The following is a 24,834-nucleotide window of genomic DNA, read 5'->3' as shown; positions in this document are numbered from 1 at the left end:
GATTTATATTACATTTCTTCTGGAGCGCCGACACCGAGCAGGCGTAATCCTTCCGTCAATACAATCGTAACCGATTTTACGAGCGCGAGGCGAGATTGTTTTTCCGCATCGTCTTCGAGGACACGAACCTGTCCGTAATATTTGTTGAAGCTTTGAGCTAAATCAAGGACATAACGGCTGATGATCGATGGTTCGCGACGTGTAAACGCCCGGTCAATCACTGTCGAGAACTGGTTCAGCATCGAGACGACACCCCATGAATAGTCGTCTGCACTACCGGCAAATGCTGATCCATCATATTCGCCTTTACGTAATAATGAATTTGCCCGTGCATTCGTATATTGGACGTATGGACCTGTTTCTCCTTCAAATTTCAACATTTGCTCCAAATCGAATTCAATGTTGTTCATGCGCTCATTTTTTAAATCATGGAAAATGACAGCACCGACACCGACTTCGCGTGCCGTCTGTTCGGCATTGGCAAGGTTCGGATTTTTCTCAGCGATGTTTTGTTTCGCGACATTGATTGCATCTTGAAGCACTTCTTCGAGAAGGACAATCCGTCCTTTACGTGTCGACATCTTTTTCCCGTCTTTCATGATCAGACCAAACGGGACATGGTGCATACCGTCGACATTTTCAAAACCAAGTTTCTTCAGAACAGCAAACAGCTGTTTAAAGTGAAGGGCTTGTTCGCCACCGACAACATAAAAGGCTTGCTCAAAACCGTATGTCTCAAGACGATAGACGGCAGCAGCCAAATCGCGTGTCGCGTATAATGTCGCACCGTCTTTTTTCTTGATCAAAGCAGGAGGCATTCCTTCAGCTTCGAGGTCGACGACCATGGCGCCTTCCGACTCGACGAGCAACTCTTTTTCTTCTAATAAATCGATGACGTGCTGCATCTTATCATTATAGAAGGCTTCACCGTTCAAGCTGTCGAAACTGACACCCAGCATTTCATACACACGGTTGAATTCGACAAGCGAAACTTCACGGAACCATGTCCAAAGTGTCGTCGCTTGTTCGTCACCCTGTTCGAGTTTTTTGAACCAAGCCCGCCCTTCATCTTCAAGAGCCGGATTTTCTTCCGCTTCTTCATGGAAACGGACATACAGTTTCAACAATTCTTTGATTGGCTCAGCGCGGACGTCTTCTTCCTTGCCCCACATGTTGTAAGCAACCATCAACTTGCCGAACTGTGTACCCCAGTCTCCCAGGTGGTTGATGCCGACGACTTCGTATCCTTTTTTCCGTGAAATCTGGTTCAATGCGTTTCCGATGACTGTCGAACGTAAATGTCCCATCGAGAATGGTTTTGCGATGTTCGGAGACGAGAAATCCGTGACAATCGTTTTGCCGTTCGCTTCGCTTGATCCGTAAGCTTGTTGTTCTTCTAACACACGTTTGATGATTTCGCGCGAAACCACTTCCCGGTTCAAGAAGACGTTCACGTATGGTCCGGCTGCTTGCACGTTCGAGAATAGTGGATTATCGATTTTTTCAGCCAGCTCTGTCGCAATCATCATCGGTGCTTTGCGGAATGCTTTCGCGAGTTGGAAACATGGGAACGCCAGGTCTCCGTGATCCTCGTGTTTTGGTTGTTCGATCAACTGTTCAATTTCTTCTTGTGACAATGCGTCACCGATCACATCATGTAATACTTGGGCATACTGTTGCTTGTAACTCATCTTGTTTCCTCCAAACAGTTATTTTTTCCAATAAAAAACGCCCTTTGCGCAACACGCAAAGAGACGGAATGACCGCGGTACCACTCTTCTTGATGTCGACGGTACGACACCCACTTTAGCGGGGATAACGGGGGTCCCCCGGCTAGGCCTGATCACATGGATTCGGATAGCATCTCGGAAGTGCGTTTCACGATGGTCTAATCTGTTCAGGCTTCCACCGTTCCCTGATTCGCTGGCCGATTAAATCATATCGCTACTTTCTTCGTCATCGATTGTTTGATATCTTTCACATTATACGCAATTCACTGCATTCTCTCAACCTTATTTTTTTGTAAATCTCTCATCATAATTTCCACAAAACGGGTATAAGTAGGGAAGGACTGTTAAAGGAGGGAGACGCATCATGGTCTACTATCAAAAAGTCGCACGAAACAGTTGGCTCGTCTTGTGTCTCGTTGTTAGTCTGCTTACCTTCACTTTACTTACCCATCCGACACTCATCGACTTTCCACTCTCATTCGGCAATGCAGCCTACCTTCTTGCACTTATCATCTTGTTCCAGTTCGACAACGTCCGTCGGGGGGGCATTTATTATACGTTTCAGGAAGGGATCATCTTGTTTATCTTTCTCAACTACGGTTTATTGCCGTCGATCTTGCTCAGTCAGATTGGTATCGTCATCTTTCAAATTTTTTCTCATAAAAAAGAAATCCGTCTCAAACGGTTTTTATACTTGTATCCGATCAATGTCCTGTTTGATTTGATTTATCTCGCTTATCCCTCACTCGTTTACTTGGCACTCGGTGGGCCCGTCGGTACTGGATTCACGTACTCGGAAGCGATCATTCCCTTTTTAGGATACTTAACGGCGGTCATGCTCGTCTCTTACTTGCAGTGCCGTTTCGTCAATCGTGTCTTGTATCTGAAATACGATTGGATCCGTCTTGTCCGTTTGCAGACACTGGTTTACGGGACGAGTATGCTGTGTGCGTTTCTCGGCATCTGGTTTTATGATGAAAACCCGCTCATCGCCGCTTCCGTCTCAGCACTCATCTTACTTTTGTTCAAACGGTTGCTCCAACAGCGAGGCGTGACGATGGAAGCGAATGAAAAAGCCAAACGGTTTGATGACGCGAAAGAACGTCTGCTGATTTCTCGGTTCGAACAAGAAACGATTGACTCCTTATTATGCGACTTGCCCCACCTGATTGATTTTTCAGAAGGATGGATTTCGATTCAGCAACAACGCAAGCAAACCATCTACAACATACGGACGAAAACAATCGTTGATGTCCTGCCTTTGTTCCATTCCTTGTCGGCTGAACAGCTGCAGACACCAATCATTCATGGCCTTCGGTTCGATTGGGGTACAGATATCCAGATTGACTTACCTGTTGATCGTCATTCGATGATTGCGATTCCGTCCATCACAAACGAAGATGTCGATGTATCGATCGTCCTGTTTCATCAAACCGCTGATGCCTATGATGCGACAAGTGCCGATGAGCTTTCGCGTTTGTTACGTATTTTCTGCCGGGTGTTGCACCGTTCGCGGGAAACATATCAACTCTACGCTGAAAGCCGGACTGATGCTTTGACGGAACTCGCCAACAGCCGTGCGTTTTACGAAGAAGGGGCACAGCAATTCGCCTCCGACCGCTATCCGCTGTCAATTATTTTATTTGATATCGATCACTTCAAACACGTCAATGATACGTATGGCCATAAGGTCGGTGACCTTGTCCTGCGTGAGCTTGGTCGCAGAATTCGGTCCGTGCAACAGAAAAAGCAGCATGTCTTCGCAGCACGATACGGTGGAGAGGAATTTGTTTTGTTACTCAATCAATCGCCACAGAAACAAGCCATCGATTTTGCAGAAGAAATTCGTCATGCTGTCCTCGACCGACCGTTCGTCGTCGATGGATATCGCTTATCCATCACCATCAGTCTCGGCGTCGACACCGTCGAATATCCATCTGAACGGTCGTTCGAAGAATCGCTTCGTCAAGCGGATCATGCTCTTTATGTCGGTGGAAAACACAACGGTCGCAATTGTACTGCTCATTACGCTAATCTTTGAAAGGTCGTGACTCTATTGTCGATTACTGAAATTGCCCGAACAATCCCGACCCTTACATCGCCTCGAACCATTCGGATTTATCGTCCGACCGAACTACCTGTCGACGAAGCGCTCCCGGTCATTTATATGCATGATGGACAAAACGTGTTTAGTGGTGAGACCGCTTCTTTCGGAAAAGGCTGGGAAGTCCATCACGCACTGCACACCGTTCAGCCGCGTGCGATGATCGTCGCCATCGACAGTCCGGATGATGGGATGGACCGATATGATGAATATGCGCCTTGGACGGACGAAGCTCTTTTAATGCGCACGGCCTATCCGTCCCATCGCAAGACGATTGGTGGCAACGGAAAACAATACATGCACTGGATCGTTCACGAACTAAAACCGTATATCGACACGCATTATGCGACGATTCCGACAGATACGACCATGATCGGCAGTTCCATGGGTGGTGTCATTTCATTGTACGGCTTGTTTGCTTATCCGGAAGTCTTTACGCGTGTCGCTGCTTTATCGACGGCTGGTTGGGCGAATTTTTCTTCTTTACTGGAATTTATCGAGCGTAGTCCACGATTATCCGAGCACCATCGTTGTTACATGGATGTCGGGACAAAAGAAACCAGCGGACCGATGACGGAAAATGACTACCTGCATACGAACGATGTTCTTGCTAAAGCGGTTCATAAAAAAGTTCCACAAGCGGCTTATGAAATTATCCCCGGTGCCATCCATCACGAAACTGAATGGGCGAAACGAATGCCGGATATCCTCCGTTTCTTGTTCTCCACCTAAACAAACAGGCTGACGGAATCCGAATCCCGGATTTCGTCAGCCTGTTTTCATTCATACTTGATCACTTTACCAGTTCTTCCGTTTGTTCTTTTACATAACGGTTGCGCGGGTGTTCCCGGCATTCGTCTGAACAAGAACGCATGACTTTCGGTTCACACTCTTCACAGCAGAAGTGTTGACGATTACATTCCGGATTTGCACAATTCACGTAACGTGTTTCGTCTTTTCCACAGTAATAACAAGTCGAGACGACCGTTGGATTAACTTCGTTGACAGGTACTTGAATGCGTTCATCGAACACATACAACTCCCCTTCCCAGTCTTCTCCACGTGTCGCTTCATCTTTCCCATACATGACGACGCCGCCTTTTAAGTGGAAGATGTCGTCGCTGTTTTGACGTTTACGGAAATATGCCGTGAATTTTTCACAACGGACACCGCCCGTACAGTATGTCAGGACCTTTTTCCCTTCAAACAAATGTTCATTTTCATCAAGCCATTGCGGGAATTCACGTGAAGCATCGACATCGACCTTGACGGCATTTTTAAAATGACCGAGATCGTATTCATAGTTGTTCCGAACATCAAGAATGACGACATCTTCGTTTTGCATCATGTCTTTCCACTCAGTTGGTTCAAGATACGTGGCATGTTCTTCCGGCACGTTGAACTCATCTTCAAAACGCCATGTGACAAGTTCGCTTTTATAACGAACGAAAATTTTCTTGAAGGCATGTTCGTCGACCTCATCGATTTTGAACTCAATGTCACTAAACCGTGGATCGGCAAGCAAGTCTTGCATGTATTGATTGGTTTGCTCGACTGTTCCAGACAGTGTGCCATTGATTCCTTCTGGAGCAATCAAGATTCTTCCTTTGATGCCAAGCTCTTTGCAATACGCAAGGTGCTCTTTTGTTAATTGTTCCGCATTGTCGATCGGAACATACTTATAAAATAATAGTACGCGATAAGGTTTCATAATCCTCATTGGCCCCCATGTCAGTTTTTTGCAGTAAAACGAACGTTGGCGAACGAAGCGTCATAGCTATTAGCTAGCTGGGAACGCCTGCAAAACGCACCCATTTAAGTATAATACCAACTTCATTTGAAATGTACAATTGCCAGTTCAGCGGACGACGCGATAAAGTTTTTCCTTTCTGATGAGTAAAGAGTTAAAATAGAAATTAGCAGTTTATTTTGTAAGGAGGATTCCGAATGCTCCAAACCGTCCGTCAGTGGATTGAACAGATGATTACGTTTCTCCAGGATCTTCCGGGTGGTGCTTCGACCGGATTGATTGCTCCTTTTTTGGAATCACTTTTTCCGTTCCTCCCGCTTGTTCTCATCATTTCCGCCAATGCAGCGACTTATGGATTTTGGATGGGTGTACTCGTCTCTTGGGTCGGAAGTATGCTCGGTTCACTTGTCGTCTTTGCCTGTATCCGTTATTTATTCCGTCGCCCTGTCACGAGGTGGCTTGAACAACATAAAGCCGCCCAACAGTGGATTGAACGGGTTCGTCATATGAGTCCGATTTCACTCGGTTTTTTCTTTTCACTTCCGTTCATGCCGGCATTCATCATTACAGCAATTTCTGCAATGATTCAACTGTCACTTCGGACTTATTTGATTGCGGCTGGAGTCGGACGACTGATTGTCGTAATCATCTTCTCCTTAATCGGTAAAGAATGGTCGACTTTTTTGGAACGGCCGATTCGCCTTGTTTTTCTGTTCCTGATTTTACTCGCCATCTGGGGAGTCAGTCGTGGCGTCGAAGAAATCATCAAGCGCCGCGCCCTCGCACGACGTTCCAAGTCACTGCGTGATCTTGAACAAGAAATCGAGCACAATAACAAATGATTTGATCAATCATCGGCACACTCTTTATCAGGGTGTGTCGTTTTAATTGTCCCGATTTAGCGTTTCGTTATGCCGTTTCCGCTTATATTTCCAGGCAGGACTTTTGAATCATTTTTCTACATTAATATATTTCTAGAATAACGTTCACATTTTGTTCAACATTGAGAACGCTTACAAATAATTGGTAAGACCAATACTGATATAACATCTTTGTTTCTCCCTTCTAAATTAGGATAGATTTTCCAAAGTAAGTGTCTCTATAATGAATTTAAATTCATTTCCAAAGGAGGCGTCTCATGCACCAGGTATCTGAAACAGCGAAGACGGAAACAACACGCTCTGCTGAAGCAATCGTCGAAAGTGCATCGTTTAAACAATTGATGCGCGAGAAGAATACATTCATCTTACCGGCGATTGTATTTTGTCTCATTTTTTATTTTACGCTTCCCGTCATGACAAGCTACTTCACCTTCTTGAATCGGCCATTGCTTGGTGATATCACAGGGGCTTGGTTATTTGCTTTCCTGCAGTTCATCATGACGTGGACGTTTTGTACGCTTTACAACAAAAAGGCACGTTCGTTTGATCGACTGGTCGAACAGATCAAGGAGGAATCCAGATGAACTATACCGCTGTCGCCCTATTCGCTGCGATTGTCGGGTTAACACTCGTCATTACATATTTCGCTGCCCGTAAAACAAAGACGGCGAATGATTTTTATACTGCGGACGGTGGTTTGACCGGCGCTCAAAACGGAATCGCCATTGCCGGTGACTACATGTCTGCTGCTTCCTTCCTCGGAATCGCCGGTATGATCGCCCTGGCTGGATTTGACGGATTCTTTTATTCCATTGGTTTTCTCGTTGCCTACCTCGTCGTTCTTTACCTCGTCGCCGAACCATTACGCAACTTAGGGAAATACACGATGGCAGATATGATTGCTGCTCGTTTCAATGCTTCGAAAGTTCGTGGTGTTGCCGCAATGAACTCAATCGTCATCTCGATTTTCTACATGATTGCGCAACTGGTTGGAGCCGGTGCTTTGATTGAGTTGCTACTCGGGATTCCGTATACGACAAGCGTCATCATCGTCGGTATTTTGATGACTGTATATGTTGTTTTTGGCGGTATGACGGCCACCTCATGGGTACAAATCATCAAAGCGATTCTATTGATGGCCGGTACAGCCGTTATTTCCTTCATGGTATTTGCCAAATTCGATTTCTCAATCATGAAGATGTTCTCGGAAGTAAAACAAGCAACACCGCTCGGTGACGCCTTCTTGAATCCCGGAAACAAGTTTAAGTTACCGCTCGATACGATTTCCTTAAACTTGGCACTTGTTCTCGGGACAGCCGGATTGCCGCACATTTTAATCCGCTTCTTTACGGTAAAAGATGCACCGACTGCCCGGCAATCAGTTGTTTATGCGACATGGATCATCGGCGCCTTTTATATCTTAACGATTTTCCTTGGATTTGGAGCCGCTGCCTTCGTTGGAGCAGATGACATCATCGCTGCGAATGCTGCTGGAAACATGGCCGCACCTCTTCTCGCACAGGCGCTTGGCGGAGATTTACTGTTCGCCTTCGTTGCGGCTGTCGCTTTTGCGACCATCCTTGCCGTCGTTGCCGGACTCGTTTTATCGGCTGCTTCCGCCTTTGCCCATGATTTTTACAGTCATATTCTGCGTAAAGGGCAAGCGACGGAAAAAGAACAAATGACGGCTGCCCGTCTCGCCTCCATTGCCGTCGCACTTGTTTCGATGGTACTCGCGTTATTCGCTCAATCGATGAACGTCGCATTCCTCGTTTCACTGGCCTTTGCAGTGGCAGCCAGTGCCAATTTGCCCGTCATTTTGCTGACGATTTTCTGGCGCCGTTTCAATACTGGCGGAGCTGTCACAGGTATGGTCGTCGGTCTTTTCTCTTCACTGCTTCTCGTCGCGCTCAGTCCTAATATCTGGGCAGTTGACGGTTCAGCCTTATTCGTCGGGGAAGCATTATTCCCACTGTCGAATCCGGGAATTGTTTCGATTCCACTTGGTTTTCTAGGTGCGATCATCGGAACACTTGTTACGAAATCGGACGAAGTAGCCGGTAACTTCGAACGTATTCTTGTCAAAGCCAATACCGGTATTGATGCAGCAACTGAAGTTGCTGCATCAAAAGAATAATCCCCTTAGCGGCTCCTTCAACCCCCTTGAAGGAGCCGTTCCCTTTTACATTTTATGAATGAATTGCCATACTAACCGTATGATATAACGTGAAAGGAATGTCTCAAATGGACTTTTATTATTTTTTACCGCTCGGCTTTTTCATTGGCATCATCTCTGGTTTCTTTGGAATCGGCGGCGGAATCATTTTGACCCCGTTGTTGTTGATTCTTGGTTTTGCACCGAGTGTCGCCATCGCGACCAGTTTAATGTTAACCCTTGGATCGACCGTATCCGGTACCCTCTCGCACCTCCGCCTGAAAAATGTGGTCTGGCGTGACAGCCTGGTCGTCGGTTTAGTCGGCATCATCGGCTCTACCATCGCGACCCCAATCGTTCTCCGGTTAGAGGAAGTGAACGGCGCCCATCTCGTCATCTCGGTTGTGTATATCGGTTTATTATTATACTTTGCCAATAAGTTTTTACGTCCAAAGTCCTCGTCAGGTGCACAAACCGGTTGGAAAAACCGGTATCTGGCACTTGGTTTCATTGGGCTGTTCGCAGGATTCATCTCGTCGTTGCTTGGTGTCAGCGGTGGTTTCATCATTACACCACTACTCGTCGGTATCGCCGGATATGAATTGAAACGGGCAGTCGGAACGAGTATTGCTTCGGCCCTACTGATCGTCTTGTCCGGCCTCGTCAACTATACGGTCGCAAGTACAGATGTCGATCTCCTCGTCGGGGTCATGCTAATAATCGGAGCATTACTTGGTGCTCCAATCGGTGCGAAACAGTTGGCTCATTTTGACAGTCCTTTCGTCAAAAAATATCTTGGTATTTTTTATCTGACCGTTGCAACAAGCGTCCTTCTTGAAGTCCTTCATTTCAATACGGCTTCACTGATTGTCTTGATTGCCCTCAGTCTTGTTTTCTTACTGACACTCGTCGTCTACAGTCGTAAACGCTCTGTCCGACGCTGATTTTCCCTATAATTTCGCCTCCCGACCGTTCCCCGGCAGATCCGGATAACGGTCGGGAGGTCTTTTTTGTGCCTGGTTTTCATATTCATCTACTCTTTATAATTTGTTAAATTTTACAACTTACCGGAAAACTCTTTGTTCTTATACACAACCAAAGATATACTTACTTCAACAGTATTTTTAAAAGAGAAAGAAGGTCTGATTTTTATGTTGGAAGCGACGTATCATTCCCTTGAGGATTTAGCGGAAGCGATTGGTGTCGCACTGAGTGCTCCCATTACGATCGAGGACCGGAATCACCGGTTGCTTGCTTATAGTACACACACTGCCGATACGGACCCGGCCCGGATTGCAACGATTATCGGGCGACGCGTTCCTGAATCGGTCATTGATCAACTGTGGAAAGACGAAGTCATTCAGAATCTTGCGGCACAGGATGAACCGTTGATCATTTCAGCCCGTACAGGTGTCGGTTTGAATGACCGTGTCGCGATTGCGATCAAGCAAGATACAGAAATTTTAGGGTACATTTGGTCGATCGCCCGCAGTACGCCTTTTTCAGAAACGGAGTTATCCGACTTAAAAAAGGGAGCTTTGCTGGCCCAACGGCAATTGCTCGCCATCGATATGCAAAAGAAACGCCAAGAAGAAAAAACGGAGCAATTCTTTTTTGAATTACTTCATGAAGATATGCCCGAGTCGGAAATTTTAAAGACCTTCTCTAAACTACACGTTGCTCCACCCGGAATCAGTCGCCTAATGGTGATTCGATTTTCAGAAGCCATCACACCGCGACTTGCTGATCGGTTACGTTATTTGCTGACTATCCAGCAAACCGTCCGACCGCTTTTGTACGCGTACGATGAGACTGATTTTATTTTGTGGATCAGCACAAACGATCAAGATGCCCAACATGAACGCTTACAATTTGATGCCTTCATCCAGTCGTTCCGGCAGATGCTCGCGGAACGGTTTAACTATACAAACTTCATCTCTGCCAGCAGTGAAGTGTTTACCGGCGTCCAGTCGATTCCGGAACGGTATGAAGAAACCGGCATCGTTCTCCGGTTAAAAGATGCTTTTCCGTTTGAATTAAATACCGTCACACGATATGAGCGGCTTGGTTTGTTCCAACTGTTACCGATTTTTTCCGAACGTCTTCGTAGAAGGACCGTTCGTTTAGAAGAGATCGAGCGATTACGCGCCTATGACGGGAAACATGCTGCTTCGTTATGTGAGACGTTGGAGTGGTTCCTTCATTATGATGGAAACGTCAAACAAGTCGCTTCCCACCTGCATGTGCACCCGAATACGATTTTGTATCGGATGCGAAGAATCGAGGAAGAAGCCGGTATCCGGATGGAATCGCTTCCGGAACGCGCCCTTCTTTATCTGTACTTAAAAGCGGACCGTTATCCTTTGTGATTTTTCACAAAGGATTGCTTGTATTTTTGAAATCGCCGATAAAGTAGAACGCTTTCATTTCTCGTATACTGAAGGAGAAGTGACACACTGTTTGTTTATTCGCGAAAGGGGATCGCATTTATGATCATCGGAGTATTAAAGGAAATTAAAAACAATGAAAATCGTGTCGCGTTAACGCCTGCTGGGGTAGCGGCTTTAACGGGTCAAGGACATACGGTCATCGTCGAAACAACTGCTGGTATGGGGAGCGGCTTTACAAACGAAGAATACACGCAAGCAGGGGCACAAATCATCGAGACAGCGGCTGAAGTTTGGGCTACTGCCGAGTTGGCATTGAAAGTTAAGGAACCGGTTGCTTCGGAATATCAATACTTCCGTCCGGAACTCACATTGTTCACATACCTTCATCTGGCTGCAGAACCTGAGTTGACACGCGCACTCGTCGATTCAAAAATTACAGCCATCGCATACGAAACGGTCGAAAAAAACCGGACATTACCACTCTTAACACCGATGAGCGAAGTCGCCGGTCGGATGGCGTCACAAATCGGAGCGCAATTCCTCGAAAAACCACACGGCGGTATGGGAATCCTGCTCGCAGGTGTTCCTGGTGTTCGTCGCGGTAAAGTAACGGTCATCGGCGGTGGTGTCGTCGGAACAAACGCAGCGAAACTTGCGGTTGGTCTCGGTGCAGATGTCACAATCATCGACGTCAGTCCGGAGCGTCTCCGTCAACTCGACGATATTTTCGGGAATTCAATCAACACATTGATTTCAAACCCGTATACAATCGCTGAAGCTGTCGCTGAAAGTGATCTGGTTGTCGGTGCTGTCTTGATTCCTGGAGCAAAAGCTCCGAAACTTGTCACGGCTGAAATGGTCGAGCGGATGAAACCCGGTTCTGTCATCGTTGACGTGGCAATTGACCAAGGTGGAATCTTCGAAACAGTCGATCGTATTTCGACACACGATGATCCGACATACGAGAAGTTCGGTGTCGTTCACTACGCTGTCGCCAACATGCCGGGTGCGGTTCCACGCACATCGACACTCGCTTTGACGAATGCGACACTTCCTTATGTATTAGAGCTTGCGAACAAAGGCACGCACCGCGCACTTGCCGAAAACGCCGCTCTTGAAAAAGGTCTGAACGTTGCACAAGGATTCGTCACGTATGAAGCAGTTGCACGCGATCTTGGATACACGTACAAATCGGTGGAAGATGTGCTTCATCTACACGCTTAAGCCTATCCGATAAAGACAAGAAACAGCCCGTTGCCTTAGCAACGGGCTGTTTCTTGTCTTCTCTTTCAATTATCATGAAGATATAACACGACATAAGGTGGTTTTCACATGATCCATACGTTACATGCCCAATCAAATGAGATTACGATTCCCTTCGCAGAACTCGATCTGTTGTCTCATTTGACGTCCGAATTCGAACCTAAGCTGTTTCAGCAAAAAATTGAACGCCTGCACCAGTTGGACCCCGGGCACCCTCTTCCCGGGATTGCCAAAGCCTATGCCTTCTTTCACGAACAAAACTTTTCAGCCGCACGCCGGCAACTCGAACAGGCACGTGCCGAAACCGGCGATCATGTCCGGGCTCATCTCCTGCTTGGCTTGATGAGTGAAGTCGAAAATTTTCAACATGAGGCCGAACGGCATTTCCTGGATGCGTTGTCGCTTTTTCCGGATGAGCCGAGTGTGCACCGTCATTTAGCCGTTCATTATCACGAGCGGGAATTTTTCGGCGAGGCCGCGTCACATGCACTCAAGTATCTGAAAAAAATCGGTCCCGGTGGAGAAGGGACCTTGATGACAATCGATATGATGCAGTCGATGCCGGGGCATGATGAACATGTGCTGGAGTCTCTTTACTCATTGCTGTTCGAGATTCCGGAACACCACCACGATATGGTGTTCCATGCGATTGCCGCCAACAATGCGGAAATGCGTTATGAGTTGTTCCATCAGGCACTGGACGGCGAACCGGATGAAGCAACCGTCTTCCGGCTCGATTCCATGCTTTCCCTGATGGTCGAACACAGCATGTGGGCGGCCGTCTACGATCAGACGAAAGACCGGATGTATCGGACCGTTTTTGATACAATCTGCCGTGACTTGACGTATCGGCATGCTGGAATCCGGTCCATTCCGCTCTACCTGACAATCCGGTCCCGGTACTTCATGCGTCGTCTGTTTCACCGTCCGTAATTTAAAGGGCGAATGCGACAAGGGCTCCGATTGTCAGCGGAATCAACAGATTATCGGTATCCCGGTAAGAGACCGCTTCAATCAAGGCCGCAATGTTGGCCAGTAAAAAACCGTAACTGACGGCAAGCCAGGCCGGTTCTTCATAAAATAGAAATGTCACTGTCAATACGAGAAAAGATGCTAAAAACATCGCGATGCTGCCTTCGAATGAACGACGGATTTTTCCACGGGTGTAGAATGTTTTCCCAAAGCGTTTTCCGACGAGGGCCGCTAATCCGTCTCCCCAGGCAAGGACCATGCTTCCTGCGACAAGCGCCATCGGTTCCTGTTCGAAAAAGAACAGAACCAGCAGGGCCAAGGCGATCGGATAATACACCGTTCCATACGAAACCCGTTCCACCTGATTCATTCGCCCGGTTCCTCGCTTTAAAGTGATCAAATTGACCAGTGTAAAAAATAGTAGCGGTGTGATGGCGACATACCAATGCTCCATCCAAGCGAGTGCTAAGAATACCCAGTGCCCGACCGCGATATGAATCCACTTCCGTATCGTCTCGGGTTGCACCTGCAATTTCTTTCCCGTCCATTCGAGAAGGGCTAAGACGATTCCAACGATGACGATTGTTCCGATTGCCGCAATCCACTCCATACGAATCCCCCTTTTTCTGATAGTTTCATTGTACTTCGTTCGATTGGCGTTTGCTCTTTCGAACCTTCATTTGTTAACATAAGGTCAAATGACGTTCTAGAGAGGAAGTATTCTGCATGTATGATGCTCAAGCCGTACAAACGTTATCCAGTTGCCTGCTTCGTTTGAAAGAAGGCAAAGGAATCGGAACACTCGGGTCAGAAGAGGAAGCCGATTTGCCGAAAGTAATGACCCGCCTCAAACAGTTTGATCCTTCTAAAAATGGTTTGTCCATTAATGAAATCGTCCACCTTGCCAATGCATTGATCGGGGAGCATATGTCGGCAACGACGATTCAAAATTGGACGAAACGTGAAGTTCGTGACATCATCGGTGTTCCGCACCGTGGTAAGAAGTACTCCATTAACCAGGCTGCCATCATTTACTTACTTGATGATTTAAAGCATCTGTTTTCACTGGAAGAAACACGTGAATTATTGACGATTGTCTTCAAAAATCCGAACATCGATGAAGATGACCTAATCAGTCCCCTTGATTTCTACCTTGTGTATACACAACATGCGGAAACAAGCGGTCCAATTGAATTAACAGAAAAACGTTTGAGACGGTCATTAGAGCGCATCAATGCCTATCGCCCTGAAACCGTCCATGTTCTCCAGCTCTGTCTCTACGCACGCCGTATATCGCACCTGACGCATGAAGCGAAGCAGCGTCTCCAGCATGTCTTACAAACTTAACAAAAAAAGATGTCCAGCCATCAATAATGGCCGGACATCTTTTTTTGTTTTAAACTGCTGTAAGTGATTTATAGTTGACGTTATTCGTCAGGCTTTTTAGAACCGAGAGTAACTCGTACATCGAAAGTTTATCCGCATCTTTGACAAGACGGTATTCATCGCCGTCTTGCAGCAATTCTGCGACGACTTCTCCCGCTGAACTCCGTACTGAGAATTTTCCTTTTGTCAGGTCGAAGGAAATCGTGTACGTACCGCGTTCGTAAACGTTGTACTCACATTTCTTCGAGAAGAGTGAAAATTTCTCACGCATTTGACCTACTTCTTGACCATCGTGGTTCATCACGACCCATTTCTTACATGTCGGGATGAACTTACCAAACGCTACCCCTCTACCTTCACCATTCATTACTTGAACACGACCTGTTTCGTCGTGTTGAACCGCACCAATCATTTGGTGGGATTCATCATAAATCGCGGCATGACCTTGCGAAAAAACGCAACCCTGCACATAGACAACTTTGCGCAACAGAAATTCTCCTCTCACTGCTAAAAAGTGCTGGTATTTCGTCCCCAGTATATTTAGACATTCCGTATAATTTTGATTTTCTTTATCTGACTGATATTTCGTTAACGAAAATGATTATTGCACCGTTTGAACAAATTGACAACCCCCTTTTGTCGACAATCATTCGACAACATTAGCGAAAGCCAATTTCATGAGCAAATTCCAGTAATTCGTTTCGATCAATCAACCGAACCCGATTCGGTTCTGCCAAACGATACGCGGCTTCCGTATAGGTCGAGTTTGTCACGACCCACCCTTCATCCATACCGTAAAACGGGACAGCAGCTGCCACTTGTTGAACAGCTTCGAGTCCTACGACCGAACCATATCGTTTCGCTTGAATCGCAATCCTATACCCTTGTGCGTCTTCAATCAATAAATCTGCTCCGAAATCACGTGAGGCCGGTGTCAACTCGACACGATACCCGGCTGTTTCAAAAAGCTCGACCAACCATTCCTCAAACTCTCGTCCTTCCATCCGGTCCAGTCGGTTTGCTAATGACGGGGTCAGGAAGGAAAGGATTAAAAAGAGTGTACACCCTACTATACTCACAATCAAGATTAAAGGTTCCCAAGAACTCGAAAAAAAATAAGTGGCGACTCCTCCGGTCACCGCAAATAGCAAGGCCATCATTCTTCGTTTCATTTGTTTTTGCATCGTTCTGTTACCGCCCTTCTGAATCTGTTCATCTGTTTTGCGTACGATACAGTCCTTGGTTCGGATCATTCTCTGAATTCATCATACTAAATTCAGGCTTCTCTCGCGTAGGCGATAGGAAAGATGTCATGGGATGGAGAATATATAGAGAATACGTCACTTTACTGATCTTTACACATATCCGTTTACCGCTCATTTCTTTTAAGGAGGCAGCTCATGGCAGAACATTCATCTCCTTCTTCCAGTAGAGTCATTCATGCAACGTTGCGCGCTCTCGAAGAGCCTGTCGTATTAGTGAATCGACTTGGTATCATCGACTTTGCGAATCCTGCATTTCATCAACAGTTCCGTCTGTCGTCAGCTGATACGTCCCTTGCTTCATTTTTTTTATTAGAAGATACGATTTTCCCGATTTCAAATCGGATTCAGGTCGTTTCTCTTCCTTACACATTGATGATTTCCCCAGTCGAGCAGACCGACTTCTTTTTAGTCACAATCAAGTCCCTTGATTTCCATCAATTATTGGCTTCAACAATTGACGCCGCGCTTCTCGTAACAGATTCTGATTTTCGCATCACAGACATCAACGAGACAGCCGGGACGATGTTCGGCGTCGATCCTGCTGCGCTGCCTCAGGAAATGACACCACTCTCAATACATGATCCGGAAGAATTCCAGCTCCGGAAACAACATCTGGAGCAGTTAAATTTAAAAAACCTGTCCGATGAAGATATCCTCTTGTTACACGGACGGGATACAGAAAATGAATGGACGTATCATCGAACAGACGGTTCTCAGTTTTATGGTCGCTTGTATATGACACGTCTCCAAAATGGTGGTTTCTTCTTATTCATTACGGACATCAGTTCCCAAAAACAAGTCGAACTGCATCTCGCAAAAAGTGAACGCCGGTTCCGTCTGATTGCCGAATCTGTCCTTGAAGCCGTCATCTTTCATGATGACGGCGTCATTCTCGATGCTAACCGGACGGCGGAAATCATTTTCCGGACCCGACTCGAACTGATGAAAGGACATCAGATCCTTGATTTTATTCAACCCGAGTTTCAGGAATCCGTCATTCACCGGATCACGAGTCATTATGAAGAACCATATGAAGTCATCGGACGGCGGGCAGACGGCACTTCTGTCGAAATCGAAGTGTTTCCCCGCGAAATCACATATGACAAAACCCGGATGCGCGTCGCTGTCGTCCGTGATATCAGCGAACAGAAAAAAATCGAAAAAATGTTGGAACGGGAAAAAAATGCCATCATGCGCCAACGCGATATTACACAATCGATCCTCCAAGCTTCCAATGAAGGCTTTTTACTGACGGGGGAAGACGGCAGTTTCGCCTACATGAATGTCAAAGCGCGTAAACTGCTGGATGTGCCGGGCATCGCACCAAGTAAAATCCAGGAGCGAATCAGCATGATTCCGAATCTCGATTTAGCGACACGTTACGCCATGCTGCAACAGGTCGAGGAATTACTGGCAGGGAAACATTCTGAGATTTCCTTCCGCTTCACCTTGCAGCAACCGGACGAATCAAGTCATCATTACTTTGAATTTTATGCGACCTCGATCAAAAAAGAACGCAGCCGCTTTTCTCGTCACGGCTTCTTGTTCGTCTTCCGTGACCGGACGGAAGAACAGAAAATGGATCACGTCAAAGATGAACTGATCAGCACCGTCTCCCATGAATTGCGGACGCCGCTCTCATCCATCCTTGGTTTCATGGAACTGTTGCGTTACCGGCAACCGACACCTGAAAAGACGACCCGATACGTTGAAATCGTCCATGAAGAAGCCAAACGCCTGACTAATCTTCTGAATGATTTTTTAGACATCCAACGAATGGAAGGCGGCAAACAAGACTATGTCTTCAAACCGTTTTCGTTACGTCAACTGTTAGCCGAAACGATTGAAACATTCGGTGAGACGGCAGAGACACATACGATTCACGCCACAATGGATGATGACCCGATCGTTATTTTTGCCGATGAGGACAAGGTCAAACAGGTCATCATCAATCTGTTATCCAATGCCATCAAATATTCGCCCACTTCCGACCAGATTGATGTACGCCTCGAAAAAACAACAGACCAGGCCATCTTGAGCGTGACGGATTACGGGCTCGGCATTCCTTCAACTGCCTTTGATAAATTATTCACGAAATTTTACCGTGTCGACAATTCGGCCGTCCGAAAAATCGGTGGAACCGGTTTAGGGCTCGCCATCTGCAAGGAAATCATCGAATCCCACGGAGGTGCCATCTCTGTCGAATCGGAATTACATCAAGGATCGACGTTCACGATTGTATTGGAGCTTGATCCACGAAAGGATTTTGAGAAGAAATGAACCGAACTTATCTGATGACGGGCTTTCCCGGCTTTTTGGCAACAAAGTTGATTGAACGCCTGGCTCTTGTTCCTGAACAAATTGACTGCTTTTATCTGTTGCATCTTAAACATGAACATGCGAGCGCTGTTTCGCAGAAAGAACAGTTTTTACGGACGACCCCGCTTAAGGAAGAACAGTTGATTTTAATTGAAGGCGACATCACAAAAGAGGGATTGGGTTTGCCCGGCTCCATCCGGGAGGAGCTGGCTGGTCGTGTCACCCATCTCTTCCATCTCGCTGCCCTGTATGACTTAGCCACTTCTTATGACATTGCCTTTCGAATTAACGTCACCGGTACGTCTCATGTGACACGTCTTGCCCATACGTTCGTCCACCTGGAGCGGTATGTCTACTTCAGTACGGCATACGTTTCCGGTCTTCGAACAGGAACAATCTCTGAAAATGAATTATCACATCGGGCGGACTTTAAAAATGCCTATGAAGAAACAAAATACATTGCAGAAGTACGATTCCGTGAAGAAATCGGAACGTTACCCTATACCATCATCCGTCCCGGAATCGTCGTCGGGAATTCACAGACGGGTGAAACACCGAAATGGGATGGCGTCTATTTCATCCTGAATGCTTTACGGTTGTTGAGTCCATTTGCACCGTTACCTTATGCCGGACGAGCGAACGCACTCGTTAATCTCGTTCCGTATGATTATGTCGTCAACGCGACGACCTATCTCAGTCATGCACCTGCAGGGGTTCGGACGACTTATCATCTGACAGACCCCTTCCCGCATGGCGCCCGGGCGATTTACGAAATGCTTCACGTCGTCTATTACGGTTCTTACCCGAGAGGTACTGTTCCCTTCCGTCTGGTCACGTCTCTGCTCACGCCGCGTATCGCCAAACGCTTGCAGATGCAGCGGCAGACGCTTGATTACTTCGTACATCCGGCCCGATATGATACGAGTAACGCCTTGCGTGATTTGGACGGGACCGGTATCATCTGTCCGGATTTGGCGGAACTGGTTCCCCGCCTTGTTGCCTATTACAAAACACAACATTCACAGATAGGAGAAACACTATGAACGTTTTAATCACCGGGATGAACGGAACGGTCGCTCCCGTCCTCGCAGACGTCTTCCGTTCCCATCACTACGACATCACCGCCTGGGACCGGTCCGTCGTCTCAACGACTGATCCTGCCGTCATGGAAGCGTTCATCGATCGTGTTCAACCCGACCTGTTGCTGCATATCGGGATGGGTTCGGCTGAATTCGCCGAAACACTTGCACGCCTGTCGTTTGAACGAAACATTCCGTTTCTTTTTACAAGTACGGCTTCCGTCTATTCCGACAATCAAAAAGGACCGCATGATCCTGCAGTCGTGCCGGCAGCAATGGATGAGTACGGGGCTTATAAACGAACGTGCGAACGTCTGATCCAAGCGGTCAATCCCGACGCCTACATCGTCCGGATCGGTTGGCAGATCGGACAGGCAGCCGGCTCCAATAATATGATTGATTATTTGGAACGCCACGCTGTCACAGGTCCGATTCCCGCCAGCACACAGTGGTATCCTTCCTGCGCCTTTTTAGAGGATACGGCACAGACGCTTTATACGATTGTCACGACGTATACACCCGGTCTTTATCTGGCAAACGGGAATTCAAGTCATTCATTTTTTGAAATCGCGACAGCTTTGAACATCCTGCATGGGTCGAAGTGGCAGATTACCGAAGATAACCGGATGACGCGCGATGATCGGATGACCGATTCACGGGTCGCCATCCGACCGATTTCAGAACGCCTATCCTTCGTCCATTAAAAAAGTGTCCTCCATCCCGGTCAATACGGGATGGAGGACACTTTTTTGGCTGTTGTTGAACATCAACCAATCAACATGTTTTCTTTCGGATAACGAATCAAGCGATCGTGTTGAGCGGCAAACGTGAACAGAATCGTCAACGATCCGACCCGACCAAGCAACATCATAAACATGATCAAAGCTTTCCCGAAGTCGTTTAATTCCGCAGTGACATTCAACGACAGACCAACTGTCCCGAACGCTGATACAGTCTCGAAAAACAAGCCGACAAAGGAGATGTTCGGTTGTGACAAAGCAAGCAACGTCGTAATCAAGGCAATGAACAGGAGACTGAACACAGCAATGGCGTAAGCTTTTTGAATCGCCTGTGGTCGAACTGTCCGTCGCATCAAGACCGTCTCCCGTTGTCCGCGCAGATACGTCCAGACGTTTTTCAAGATGACAGCTGCCGTCGTGACCTTGATTCCGGATCCCGTCGAAGCAGAACCTGCCCCGATGTACATCAAGACCATCATCAATCCAATCGATAACGGAACCATCGTCGTTAAATCGATTGTCTGGAAACCGGCCGTCCGCGTCGTGACGACTTGGAAGAAGACGATGTGTAACGCTTCAAAAAAGGATTTATCGTGAAGCGATCCGAGGTGCGACACCCATTCATAAATCATCATCGCGAGGACCCCAAGGCCATTGATGACAACAAGCGATAATACCATCAGTTTTGAATGCAAGGAAATCTTCTTAAAACTCCGTTTAGCAGATAAATCCGCAATGACGGTAAAGCCGAGTCCACCGATCATCAATAACGCTGAAATCGTCAGGATGAACGTCGTATCCTGTTGAAAACCGACTAGGTTATCGCCCCATAATGCAAAACCGGCATTATTGAAGGCTGATACGGCATGGAACAATCCATAATATAGCGATTTGCCGAACGTATACTTATATTGGATAAATAAGTCGAGGGCAATCAACAGCATCCCGATCAATTCAACGACGACGGTCGTCAGGATGATGTTACGGGTAAGACGAATCGTACCGCCCGGGCTGTCGAGGTTAAACATCTCCTGAATGATGATCCGTTGCCGGATACCGATTTTCCGTCCCGTCACGCTTAATAGGACAAGCGCAATCGTCATGAACCCGAGTCCGCCGACCTGAATCAGCAACATCATGATGATTTGTCCCAGCAGATTAAAGGATTCCGCAATATTAATCGTTGAGAGACCCGTTACCGTTCCCGCTGACGTCGCGACGAACAGACAGTCAATGAACGATACATCCTGACCTGCCTGTTGAGACATCGGTAACCAAAGGAAAAAACCACCCAATAAAATGGTCAAGGTAAAACCGGTCGCAATGAACCGGGCCGGCTTATCGAATAACTGATGATAAATCAGTTCCCCGAATCGTCCAAACTTGGCTAATCGCGAACGTCTTTTATGTGAAAACATGTTCGTATTCCTCCTAGATGAAATGACCCAATTGTATCTATCATACTCCCTCGAAAACATTTGTTCTATATAAATTAGGCGAAAGTACTCCCATTTCTAAACGAAGTGAAAGTGGGAAGTGAATCGCCCCCCTCCCTTTCGGGTATAAACCTCTCAAGGAGGTGAAAATCATGTTGAAGCATAAGGCCTACAAATTTAGAATCTACCCGACAAAAGAGCAGGAAATCCTGATCGCGAAGACCATTGGTTGTTCGCGCTTCGTCTTCAACTACTTCTTATCGAAGTGGGATGAGACGTATAAAGCGATAGGCAAAGGACTGTCTTACGGTTCTTGTTCGAAAGAAATCCCGATGCTGAAGCAAGAGTTCGACTGGCTGAAAGAAGTCGATAGCCATTCGCTTCAATCGAGTGTCAAACACCTGACCGATGCGTATGACCGCTTCTTCAAGAAGCAGAACGAACGGCCTCGATTCAAATCGAAGCGCAATCCCGTCCAATCCTACAAGACCAATATCGAGAAGAAGAACCAGCTTCCCGAGGTCTCGATCGTCGGCAGCAAGCTCAAACTTCCGAAGCTGAAGTGGGTGCGTTTCGCCAAATCGAGGCAGGTCGCAGGACGCATCTTGAGCGCAACCATCCGGCGTAACGCTTCAGGAAAATACTTCGTCTCCCTGCTCGTCGAGCAGGAAATCCACGAACTGCCGAAGACCGGTTCCTCCGTCGGCGTCGACGTCGGGTTGAAAAACTTTGCCATCCTGTCGGATGGTACGGTATACAAGAACGACCGCTACTTCCGTTCGCTCGAGAAAAAACTGGCGCGCGAGCAACGCAAGCTCTCTCGTCGTCAGCGCATGGCCTTGAACAAGAAAGTGAAACTTTCCGAGTCGAAGAACTACCAGAAGCAGAAGCGAAAGGTCGCCCGCATCCACGCAAAGATTGCCAACAAGCGAATCGACTTCTTGCACAAGGTATCCACCGAGATCGTCAAAAACCACGACGTCATCGGAATCGAGACCTTGCAGGTGAAGAACATGCAGAAAAATCGGAAGTTGAGCAAGGTCATCTCGGACGTCAGCTGGTCGGAGTTTTTCCGTATGCTGGAATACAAGGCGGACTGGTACGGGAAGGCCGTCGTGAAGGTCGGAAAGACCTTTGCTTCGAGCCAACTCTGCTCGAGTTGCGGCCATCAACACAAAGACGTGAAACATCTTGGTTTACGTGAATGGACATGCCCGATTTGCGGCATCCACCACGATCGTGATGTGAATGCAGGACAGAATCTCAAACAAGAAGCAGAACGCATCTTAGCTTCTTCAACCGTCGGGACGACGGGGCTAGCCTGATCAGGTTTCAACCGCTAGGTCGGATAACTCAGGAATCCTCCATCTCTTAGTGAAGCGTAGGTGGAGGTAGTTCAATTAAATCTGCAATCTACTAAACGTTTTCGTTTTTTTTTGGTAAAATAGATAAAAGTCGACGTTTAATCATAAAAGGAGGTTGAGGGAAACAGTGGACCCTAGGACGGCTGAACATTCGATTGAAGATGTCTCGCGAAGGCTGGAACGCCAATCACAATGGATGCCCGCACAGCTATATTATCAATTCGAGGAGTTACTATCGCTACATGTGGATCAATCAATTCTAAACGAATTGTATATTGCATTAAAAAAATACGATGTATTAACCGATATAGAACGTGACGAACGAAACGAAAGCATTCAATTGCTTATCGATGAAAACGGCGCGTGATTCTCGGTTTTTGGATTTCCGAGCAGAAGACGCCTCTTCTGCTCTTTTTATTTTTCGTTCACGATCAGACAACATGGGGAAAGGTGGCACAAATGAAATGGATATCGTGTCGATTATTGGTATTATACTAGGGCTCATCACCTTAGTCGGAGGAATGATTTTAAAAGGGGCCTCTCCGATCGCATTGCTGAACCCCGCGGCACTCGTTATTATTTTTGTCGGTACAGCGGCAGCAATCATGATTTCGTTCCCGAAAGAACGCTTAAAAATCATCCCTGCTTTGTTTAAAGTCATTTTCTTTGAACAACAACTGATGACGAAACAGACATTGCTTCAACAATTTTTAACCCTCTCGACACAAGCCCGAAAAGAAGGTTTATTGTCACTTGAAACGGCACTCGAAGAAGTGGATAATGCGTTCATGCGCCGCGGTGTCATGATGGTTATCGATGGTCAACCGTCAGAATACGTCGAAGACGTCATGACCCGCGACCTTGAAAACATGACCGAACGGCACCATGCGAATGCCAACATCTTCACGCAAGCCGGTACATATGCACCGACCCTCGGTGTACTCGGGGCTGTCGTCGGACTCGTTGCCGCGCTATCCGATCTATCAGATATCGAAAAGCTGGGGCACGCGATTTCCGGGGCCTTCATCGCAACGCTATTTGGGATTTTCACAGGATATGTCCTATGGTTCCCATTTGCGACAAAGTTAAAGCAGAAGTCAGCCACTGAAATCCAACTCTATGAAATGATGATTGAAGGAATCTTATCAATCCAGAACGGAGAATCTCCTAAAAACCTGGAGGATAAGTTACTTGTCTATCTGACACCGAAGGAGCGTGCGACGTATGAAACGGAAAAAGAAGCCGCATGATGAACACATTTCCGAAGGCTGGCTGATTCCTTATGCCGATCTCCTTACCTTGTTACTCGCTCTGTTCATCGTTCTTTTCGCTTCGAGTAACGTCGATGCCGTCAAACTGAAAGCAATGTCTCAATCGTTCAGTTCTGTCTTCAATGGTGGTTCAGGCATGATTACGAACAGTTCCTTATCGACCTCACAGGAAGAAGAGGACTCGAAAAAGACTGATGCCCGAACGAAAGCACAAAGCTATGAAATCGCTGAACTCGAAAAAATCAAAGAAGAAGCAAATGACTACATCAAACAGCAGAAGCTTGAAAAAGACATCAAAGTTGAGGTCACGAATGAAGGGCTTGTCTTTACGATCCGTGACCGGGCCCTCTTTTCACCTGCCCAAGCAGATGTAAAAGGTGATGCGATTCAAATCGCTCAAGGCATGAGTACCCTGCTTGTCAAAGCAGGACAGCGTCAGATCCAGGTTTCGGGTCATACGGATAACATTCCGATTAATACCGTTCAGTATCCGTCGAACTGGGAACTCAGTGCAGAACGGGCCATCAGTTTCATGCGTGCCCTTCAGCGGAATCCACAGCTTGCTCCAAAACGATTTACGGTCAGCGGATACGGAGAGTATCAACCGATTGCTTCAAATGATTCAGAAAACGGTCGCAGTCAAAACCGGCGTGTTGAGGTCTTGATCCGTCCACTAATTGACATCAAAGCACAAAATGTCTTGGATAAAACGAAGGTAAAACCGTAATC

General features: G+C 46.9%; 23 protein-coding genes and 1 other annotated feature. Of the genes, 17 read left to right on the top strand and 6 right to left on the bottom strand.

The annotated features are described in order from the left end of the window. Positions 1–8: 8 nt before the first annotated feature. Positions 9–1,691 carry an arginine--tRNA ligase gene (gene argS, locus P402_RS0102000; protein ID WP_026827195.1) on the bottom strand — a complete coding sequence of 561 codons (1,683 nt, stop codon included), beginning with the start codon at positions 1,689–1,691 and terminating at the stop codon, positions 9–11. Between the two features lie 56 nt (positions 1,692–1,747). Continuing rightward, positions 1,748–1,969 (bottom strand) — a binding site (T-box leader). Positions 1,970–2,094: 125 nt separating this feature from the next. Between argS and P402_RS0101995 the strand changes: the two genes are divergently transcribed. Together P402_RS0101995 and P402_RS0101990 are read left to right on the top strand one after the other, a co-directional pair. Then, the gene (locus P402_RS0101995) at positions 2,095–3,771 is read left to right on the top strand and encodes a GGDEF domain-containing protein (RefSeq protein WP_026827194.1); all 1,677 of its coding nucleotides are present in this window, start codon (positions 2,095–2,097) and stop codon (positions 3,769–3,771) included. Positions 3,772–3,786: 15 nt separating this feature from the next. Beyond that, positions 3,787–4,566, top strand: coding sequence for an alpha/beta hydrolase (locus tag P402_RS0101990; protein ID WP_026827193.1), 780 nt, complete (start codon positions 3,787–3,789; stop codon positions 4,564–4,566). Positions 4,567–4,627: 61 nt separating this feature from the next. On the opposite strand, the gene trhO is transcribed toward P402_RS0101990, so the two are convergent. Then, the gene (gene trhO, locus P402_RS0101985; protein ID WP_034769600.1) at positions 4,628–5,545 is read right to left on the bottom strand and encodes an oxygen-dependent tRNA uridine(34) hydroxylase TrhO; all 918 of its coding nucleotides are present in this window, start codon (positions 5,543–5,545) and stop codon (positions 4,628–4,630) included. Between the two features lie 236 nt (positions 5,546–5,781). Between trhO and P402_RS0101980 the strand changes: the two genes are divergently transcribed. The 7 genes from P402_RS0101980 (at position 5,782) to P402_RS0101950 (ending at position 13,206) form a co-directional block, all read left to right on the top strand. Then, positions 5,782–6,426: a TVP38/TMEM64 family protein gene (locus P402_RS0101980; RefSeq protein WP_026827191.1), complete on the top strand. Its 645-nt coding sequence runs from the start codon at positions 5,782–5,784 to the stop codon at positions 6,424–6,426. Positions 6,427–6,722: 296 nt separating this feature from the next. Further along, entirely contained in the window at positions 6,723–7,049 is a 327-nt protein-coding gene (locus P402_RS0101975; protein ID WP_026827190.1) for a DUF485 domain-containing protein, read from the top strand. Next, positions 7,046–8,602: a solute symporter family protein gene (locus P402_RS0101970; RefSeq protein WP_026827189.1), complete on the top strand. Its 1,557-nt coding sequence runs from the start codon at positions 7,046–7,048 to the stop codon at positions 8,600–8,602. Before P402_RS0101975 ends, P402_RS0101970 begins: the two co-directional genes overlap by 4 nt. Positions 8,603–8,709: 107 nt before the next feature. Next, the gene (locus P402_RS0101965) at positions 8,710–9,564 is read left to right on the top strand and encodes a sulfite exporter TauE/SafE family protein (protein ID WP_026827188.1); all 855 of its coding nucleotides are present in this window, start codon (positions 8,710–8,712) and stop codon (positions 9,562–9,564) included. A gap of 207 nt (positions 9,565–9,771) precedes the next feature. Continuing rightward, positions 9,772–10,989 (top strand): PucR family transcriptional regulator, encoded by a 1,218-nt coding sequence (locus tag P402_RS0101960; protein WP_026827187.1) that lies wholly within the window; start codon positions 9,772–9,774, stop codon positions 10,987–10,989. A 120-nt stretch (positions 10,990–11,109) separates the two neighbouring features. Further along, positions 11,110–12,234: an alanine dehydrogenase gene (gene ald / locus P402_RS0101955; protein WP_026827186.1), complete on the top strand. Its 1,125-nt coding sequence runs from the start codon at positions 11,110–11,112 to the stop codon at positions 12,232–12,234. A 108-nt stretch (positions 12,235–12,342) separates the two neighbouring features. Beyond that, a complete protein-coding gene (locus tag P402_RS0101950) occupies positions 12,343–13,206 on the top strand; it encodes a tetratricopeptide repeat protein (RefSeq protein ID WP_026827185.1) in 864 nt (287 codons plus the stop codon). 1 nt (position 13,207) lies between these two features. Here the strand turns inward: P402_RS0101950 and P402_RS0101945 are convergent, their stop codons facing one another. Beyond that, positions 13,208–13,855: a diacylglycerol/polyprenol kinase family protein gene (locus tag P402_RS0101945; RefSeq protein WP_026827184.1), complete on the bottom strand. Its 648-nt coding sequence runs from the start codon at positions 13,853–13,855 to the stop codon at positions 13,208–13,210. Positions 13,856–13,971: 116 nt separating this feature from the next. Here P402_RS0101945 and P402_RS0101940 point away from each other — a divergent pair, with 116 nt between their 5' ends. Further along, positions 13,972–14,592 carry a DUF1836 domain-containing protein gene (locus tag P402_RS0101940; RefSeq protein WP_026827183.1) on the top strand — a complete coding sequence of 207 codons (621 nt, stop codon included), beginning with the start codon at positions 13,972–13,974 and terminating at the stop codon, positions 14,590–14,592. A 49-nt stretch (positions 14,593–14,641) separates the two neighbouring features. Here P402_RS0101940 and P402_RS0101935 read toward each other — a convergent pair whose 3' ends face one another. Both P402_RS0101935 and P402_RS0101930 read right to left on the bottom strand, forming a co-directional pair. Then, positions 14,642–15,118, bottom strand: a complete 477-nt coding sequence (locus P402_RS0101935; RefSeq protein ID WP_026827182.1) for a hypothetical protein — start codon at positions 15,116–15,118, stop codon at positions 14,642–14,644. Between the two features lie 172 nt (positions 15,119–15,290). Next, the gene (locus P402_RS0101930) at positions 15,291–15,815 is read right to left on the bottom strand and encodes a restriction endonuclease (RefSeq protein WP_026827181.1); all 525 of its coding nucleotides are present in this window, start codon (positions 15,813–15,815) and stop codon (positions 15,291–15,293) included. Between the two features lie 216 nt (positions 15,816–16,031). On the opposite strand from P402_RS0101930, the gene P402_RS0101925 reads away from it, so the two are divergent. Genes P402_RS0101925 through P402_RS0101915 form a run of 3 tightly spaced genes read left to right on the top strand, consistent with a single transcriptional unit; the run spans position 16,032 to position 19,998 of the window. Continuing rightward, the gene (locus tag P402_RS0101925; RefSeq protein ID WP_026827180.1) at positions 16,032–18,176 is read left to right on the top strand and encodes a PAS domain-containing sensor histidine kinase; all 2,145 of its coding nucleotides are present in this window, start codon (positions 16,032–16,034) and stop codon (positions 18,174–18,176) included. Then, positions 18,173–19,258 (top strand): SDR family oxidoreductase, encoded by a 1,086-nt coding sequence (locus tag P402_RS0101920; protein WP_026827179.1) that lies wholly within the window; start codon positions 18,173–18,175, stop codon positions 19,256–19,258. Before P402_RS0101925 ends, P402_RS0101920 begins: the two co-directional genes overlap by 4 nt. Continuing rightward, positions 19,255–19,998, top strand: coding sequence for a sugar nucleotide-binding protein (locus P402_RS0101915; protein ID WP_026827178.1), 744 nt, complete (start codon positions 19,255–19,257; stop codon positions 19,996–19,998). Before P402_RS0101920 ends, P402_RS0101915 begins: the two co-directional genes overlap by 4 nt. 62 nt (positions 19,999–20,060) lie before the next feature. Here the strand turns inward: P402_RS0101915 and P402_RS0101910 are convergent, their stop codons facing one another. Further along, on the bottom strand, positions 20,061–21,452 hold the full coding sequence (locus P402_RS0101910) for a TrkH family potassium uptake protein (protein ID WP_026827177.1): 1,392 nt from the start codon (positions 21,450–21,452) through the stop codon (positions 20,061–20,063). Positions 21,453–21,622: 170 nt separating this feature from the next. Between P402_RS0101910 and tnpB the strand changes: the two genes are divergently transcribed. From tnpB to P402_RS0101890, 4 genes are all read left to right on the top strand, one after another. Further along, the gene (tnpB, locus tag P402_RS0101905) at positions 21,623–22,795 is read left to right on the top strand and encodes an IS200/IS605 family element RNA-guided endonuclease TnpB (protein ID WP_026827176.1); all 1,173 of its coding nucleotides are present in this window, start codon (positions 21,623–21,625) and stop codon (positions 22,793–22,795) included. Positions 22,796–23,030: 235 nt separating this feature from the next. Beyond that, positions 23,031–23,201, top strand: coding sequence for a hypothetical protein (locus tag P402_RS17125; RefSeq protein WP_235188802.1), 171 nt, complete (start codon positions 23,031–23,033; stop codon positions 23,199–23,201). Positions 23,202–23,298: 97 nt separating this feature from the next. Beyond that, positions 23,299–24,084, top strand: a complete 786-nt coding sequence (gene motA, locus P402_RS0101895; RefSeq protein ID WP_012371742.1) for a flagellar motor stator protein MotA — start codon at positions 23,299–23,301, stop codon at positions 24,082–24,084. Then, positions 24,059–24,832, top strand: coding sequence for a flagellar motor protein MotB (locus P402_RS0101890; protein ID WP_026827174.1), 774 nt, complete (start codon positions 24,059–24,061; stop codon positions 24,830–24,832). Before motA ends, P402_RS0101890 begins: the two co-directional genes overlap by 26 nt. The last annotated feature ends 2 nt before the right edge of the window (positions 24,833–24,834 follow it).

The organism is Exiguobacterium sibiricum 7-3 (genome assembly GCF_000620865.1).
GTDB classification, from domain to species: Bacteria; Bacillota; Bacilli; order Exiguobacteriales; family Exiguobacteriaceae; genus Exiguobacterium_A; species Exiguobacterium_A sibiricum_A.
Note: the sequence above shows the minus strand (reverse complement) of the source record. Positions and strands in the feature narration are given on the sequence as shown.

Bases quoted from the DNA above. Each gene is read 5' to 3' on its own strand.
- P402_RS0101975 (WP_026827190.1), top strand. From the start codon at position 6,723: ATGCACCAGGTATCTGAAACAGCGAAGACGGAAACAACACGCTCTGCT.
- trhO (WP_034769600.1), bottom strand. From the start codon at position 5,545: ATGAAACCTTATCGCGTACTATTATTTTATAAGTATGTTCCGATCGAC.
- P402_RS0101910 (WP_026827177.1), bottom strand. From the start codon at position 21,452: ATGTTTTCACATAAAAGACGTTCGCGATTAGCCAAGTTTGGACGATTC.
- P402_RS17125 (WP_235188802.1), top strand. From the start codon at position 23,031: ATGCCCGCACAGCTATATTATCAATTCGAGGAGTTACTATCGCTACAT.
- P402_RS0101920 (WP_026827179.1), top strand. From the start codon at position 18,173: ATGAACCGAACTTATCTGATGACGGGCTTTCCCGGCTTTTTGGCAACA.
- P402_RS0101925 (WP_026827180.1), top strand. From the start codon at position 16,032: ATGGCAGAACATTCATCTCCTTCTTCCAGTAGAGTCATTCATGCAACG.
- P402_RS0101970 (WP_026827189.1), top strand. From the start codon at position 7,046: ATGAACTATACCGCTGTCGCCCTATTCGCTGCGATTGTCGGGTTAACA.
- tnpB (WP_026827176.1), top strand. From the start codon at position 21,623: ATGTTGAAGCATAAGGCCTACAAATTTAGAATCTACCCGACAAAAGAG.
- P402_RS0101980 (WP_026827191.1), top strand. From the start codon at position 5,782: ATGCTCCAAACCGTCCGTCAGTGGATTGAACAGATGATTACGTTTCTC.
- P402_RS0101940 (WP_026827183.1), top strand. From the start codon at position 13,972: ATGTATGATGCTCAAGCCGTACAAACGTTATCCAGTTGCCTGCTTCGT.
- P402_RS0101995 (WP_026827194.1), top strand. From the start codon at position 2,095: ATGGTCTACTATCAAAAAGTCGCACGAAACAGTTGGCTCGTCTTGTGT.
- ald (WP_026827186.1), top strand. From the start codon at position 11,110: ATGATCATCGGAGTATTAAAGGAAATTAAAAACAATGAAAATCGTGTC.
- argS (WP_026827195.1), bottom strand. From the start codon at position 1,691: ATGAGTTACAAGCAACAGTATGCCCAAGTATTACATGATGTGATCGGT.
- motA (WP_012371742.1), top strand. From the start codon at position 23,299: ATGGATATCGTGTCGATTATTGGTATTATACTAGGGCTCATCACCTTA.
- P402_RS0101915 (WP_026827178.1), top strand. From the start codon at position 19,255: ATGAACGTTTTAATCACCGGGATGAACGGAACGGTCGCTCCCGTCCTC.
- P402_RS0101890 (WP_026827174.1), top strand. From the start codon at position 24,059: ATGAAACGGAAAAAGAAGCCGCATGATGAACACATTTCCGAAGGCTGG.
- P402_RS0101930 (WP_026827181.1), bottom strand. From the start codon at position 15,815: ATGCAAAAACAAATGAAACGAAGAATGATGGCCTTGCTATTTGCGGTG.
- P402_RS0101945 (WP_026827184.1), bottom strand. From the start codon at position 13,855: ATGGAGTGGATTGCGGCAATCGGAACAATCGTCATCGTTGGAATCGTC.
- P402_RS0101965 (WP_026827188.1), top strand. From the start codon at position 8,710: ATGGACTTTTATTATTTTTTACCGCTCGGCTTTTTCATTGGCATCATC.
- P402_RS0101950 (WP_026827185.1), top strand. From the start codon at position 12,343: ATGATCCATACGTTACATGCCCAATCAAATGAGATTACGATTCCCTTC.
- P402_RS0101960 (WP_026827187.1), top strand. From the start codon at position 9,772: ATGTTGGAAGCGACGTATCATTCCCTTGAGGATTTAGCGGAAGCGATT.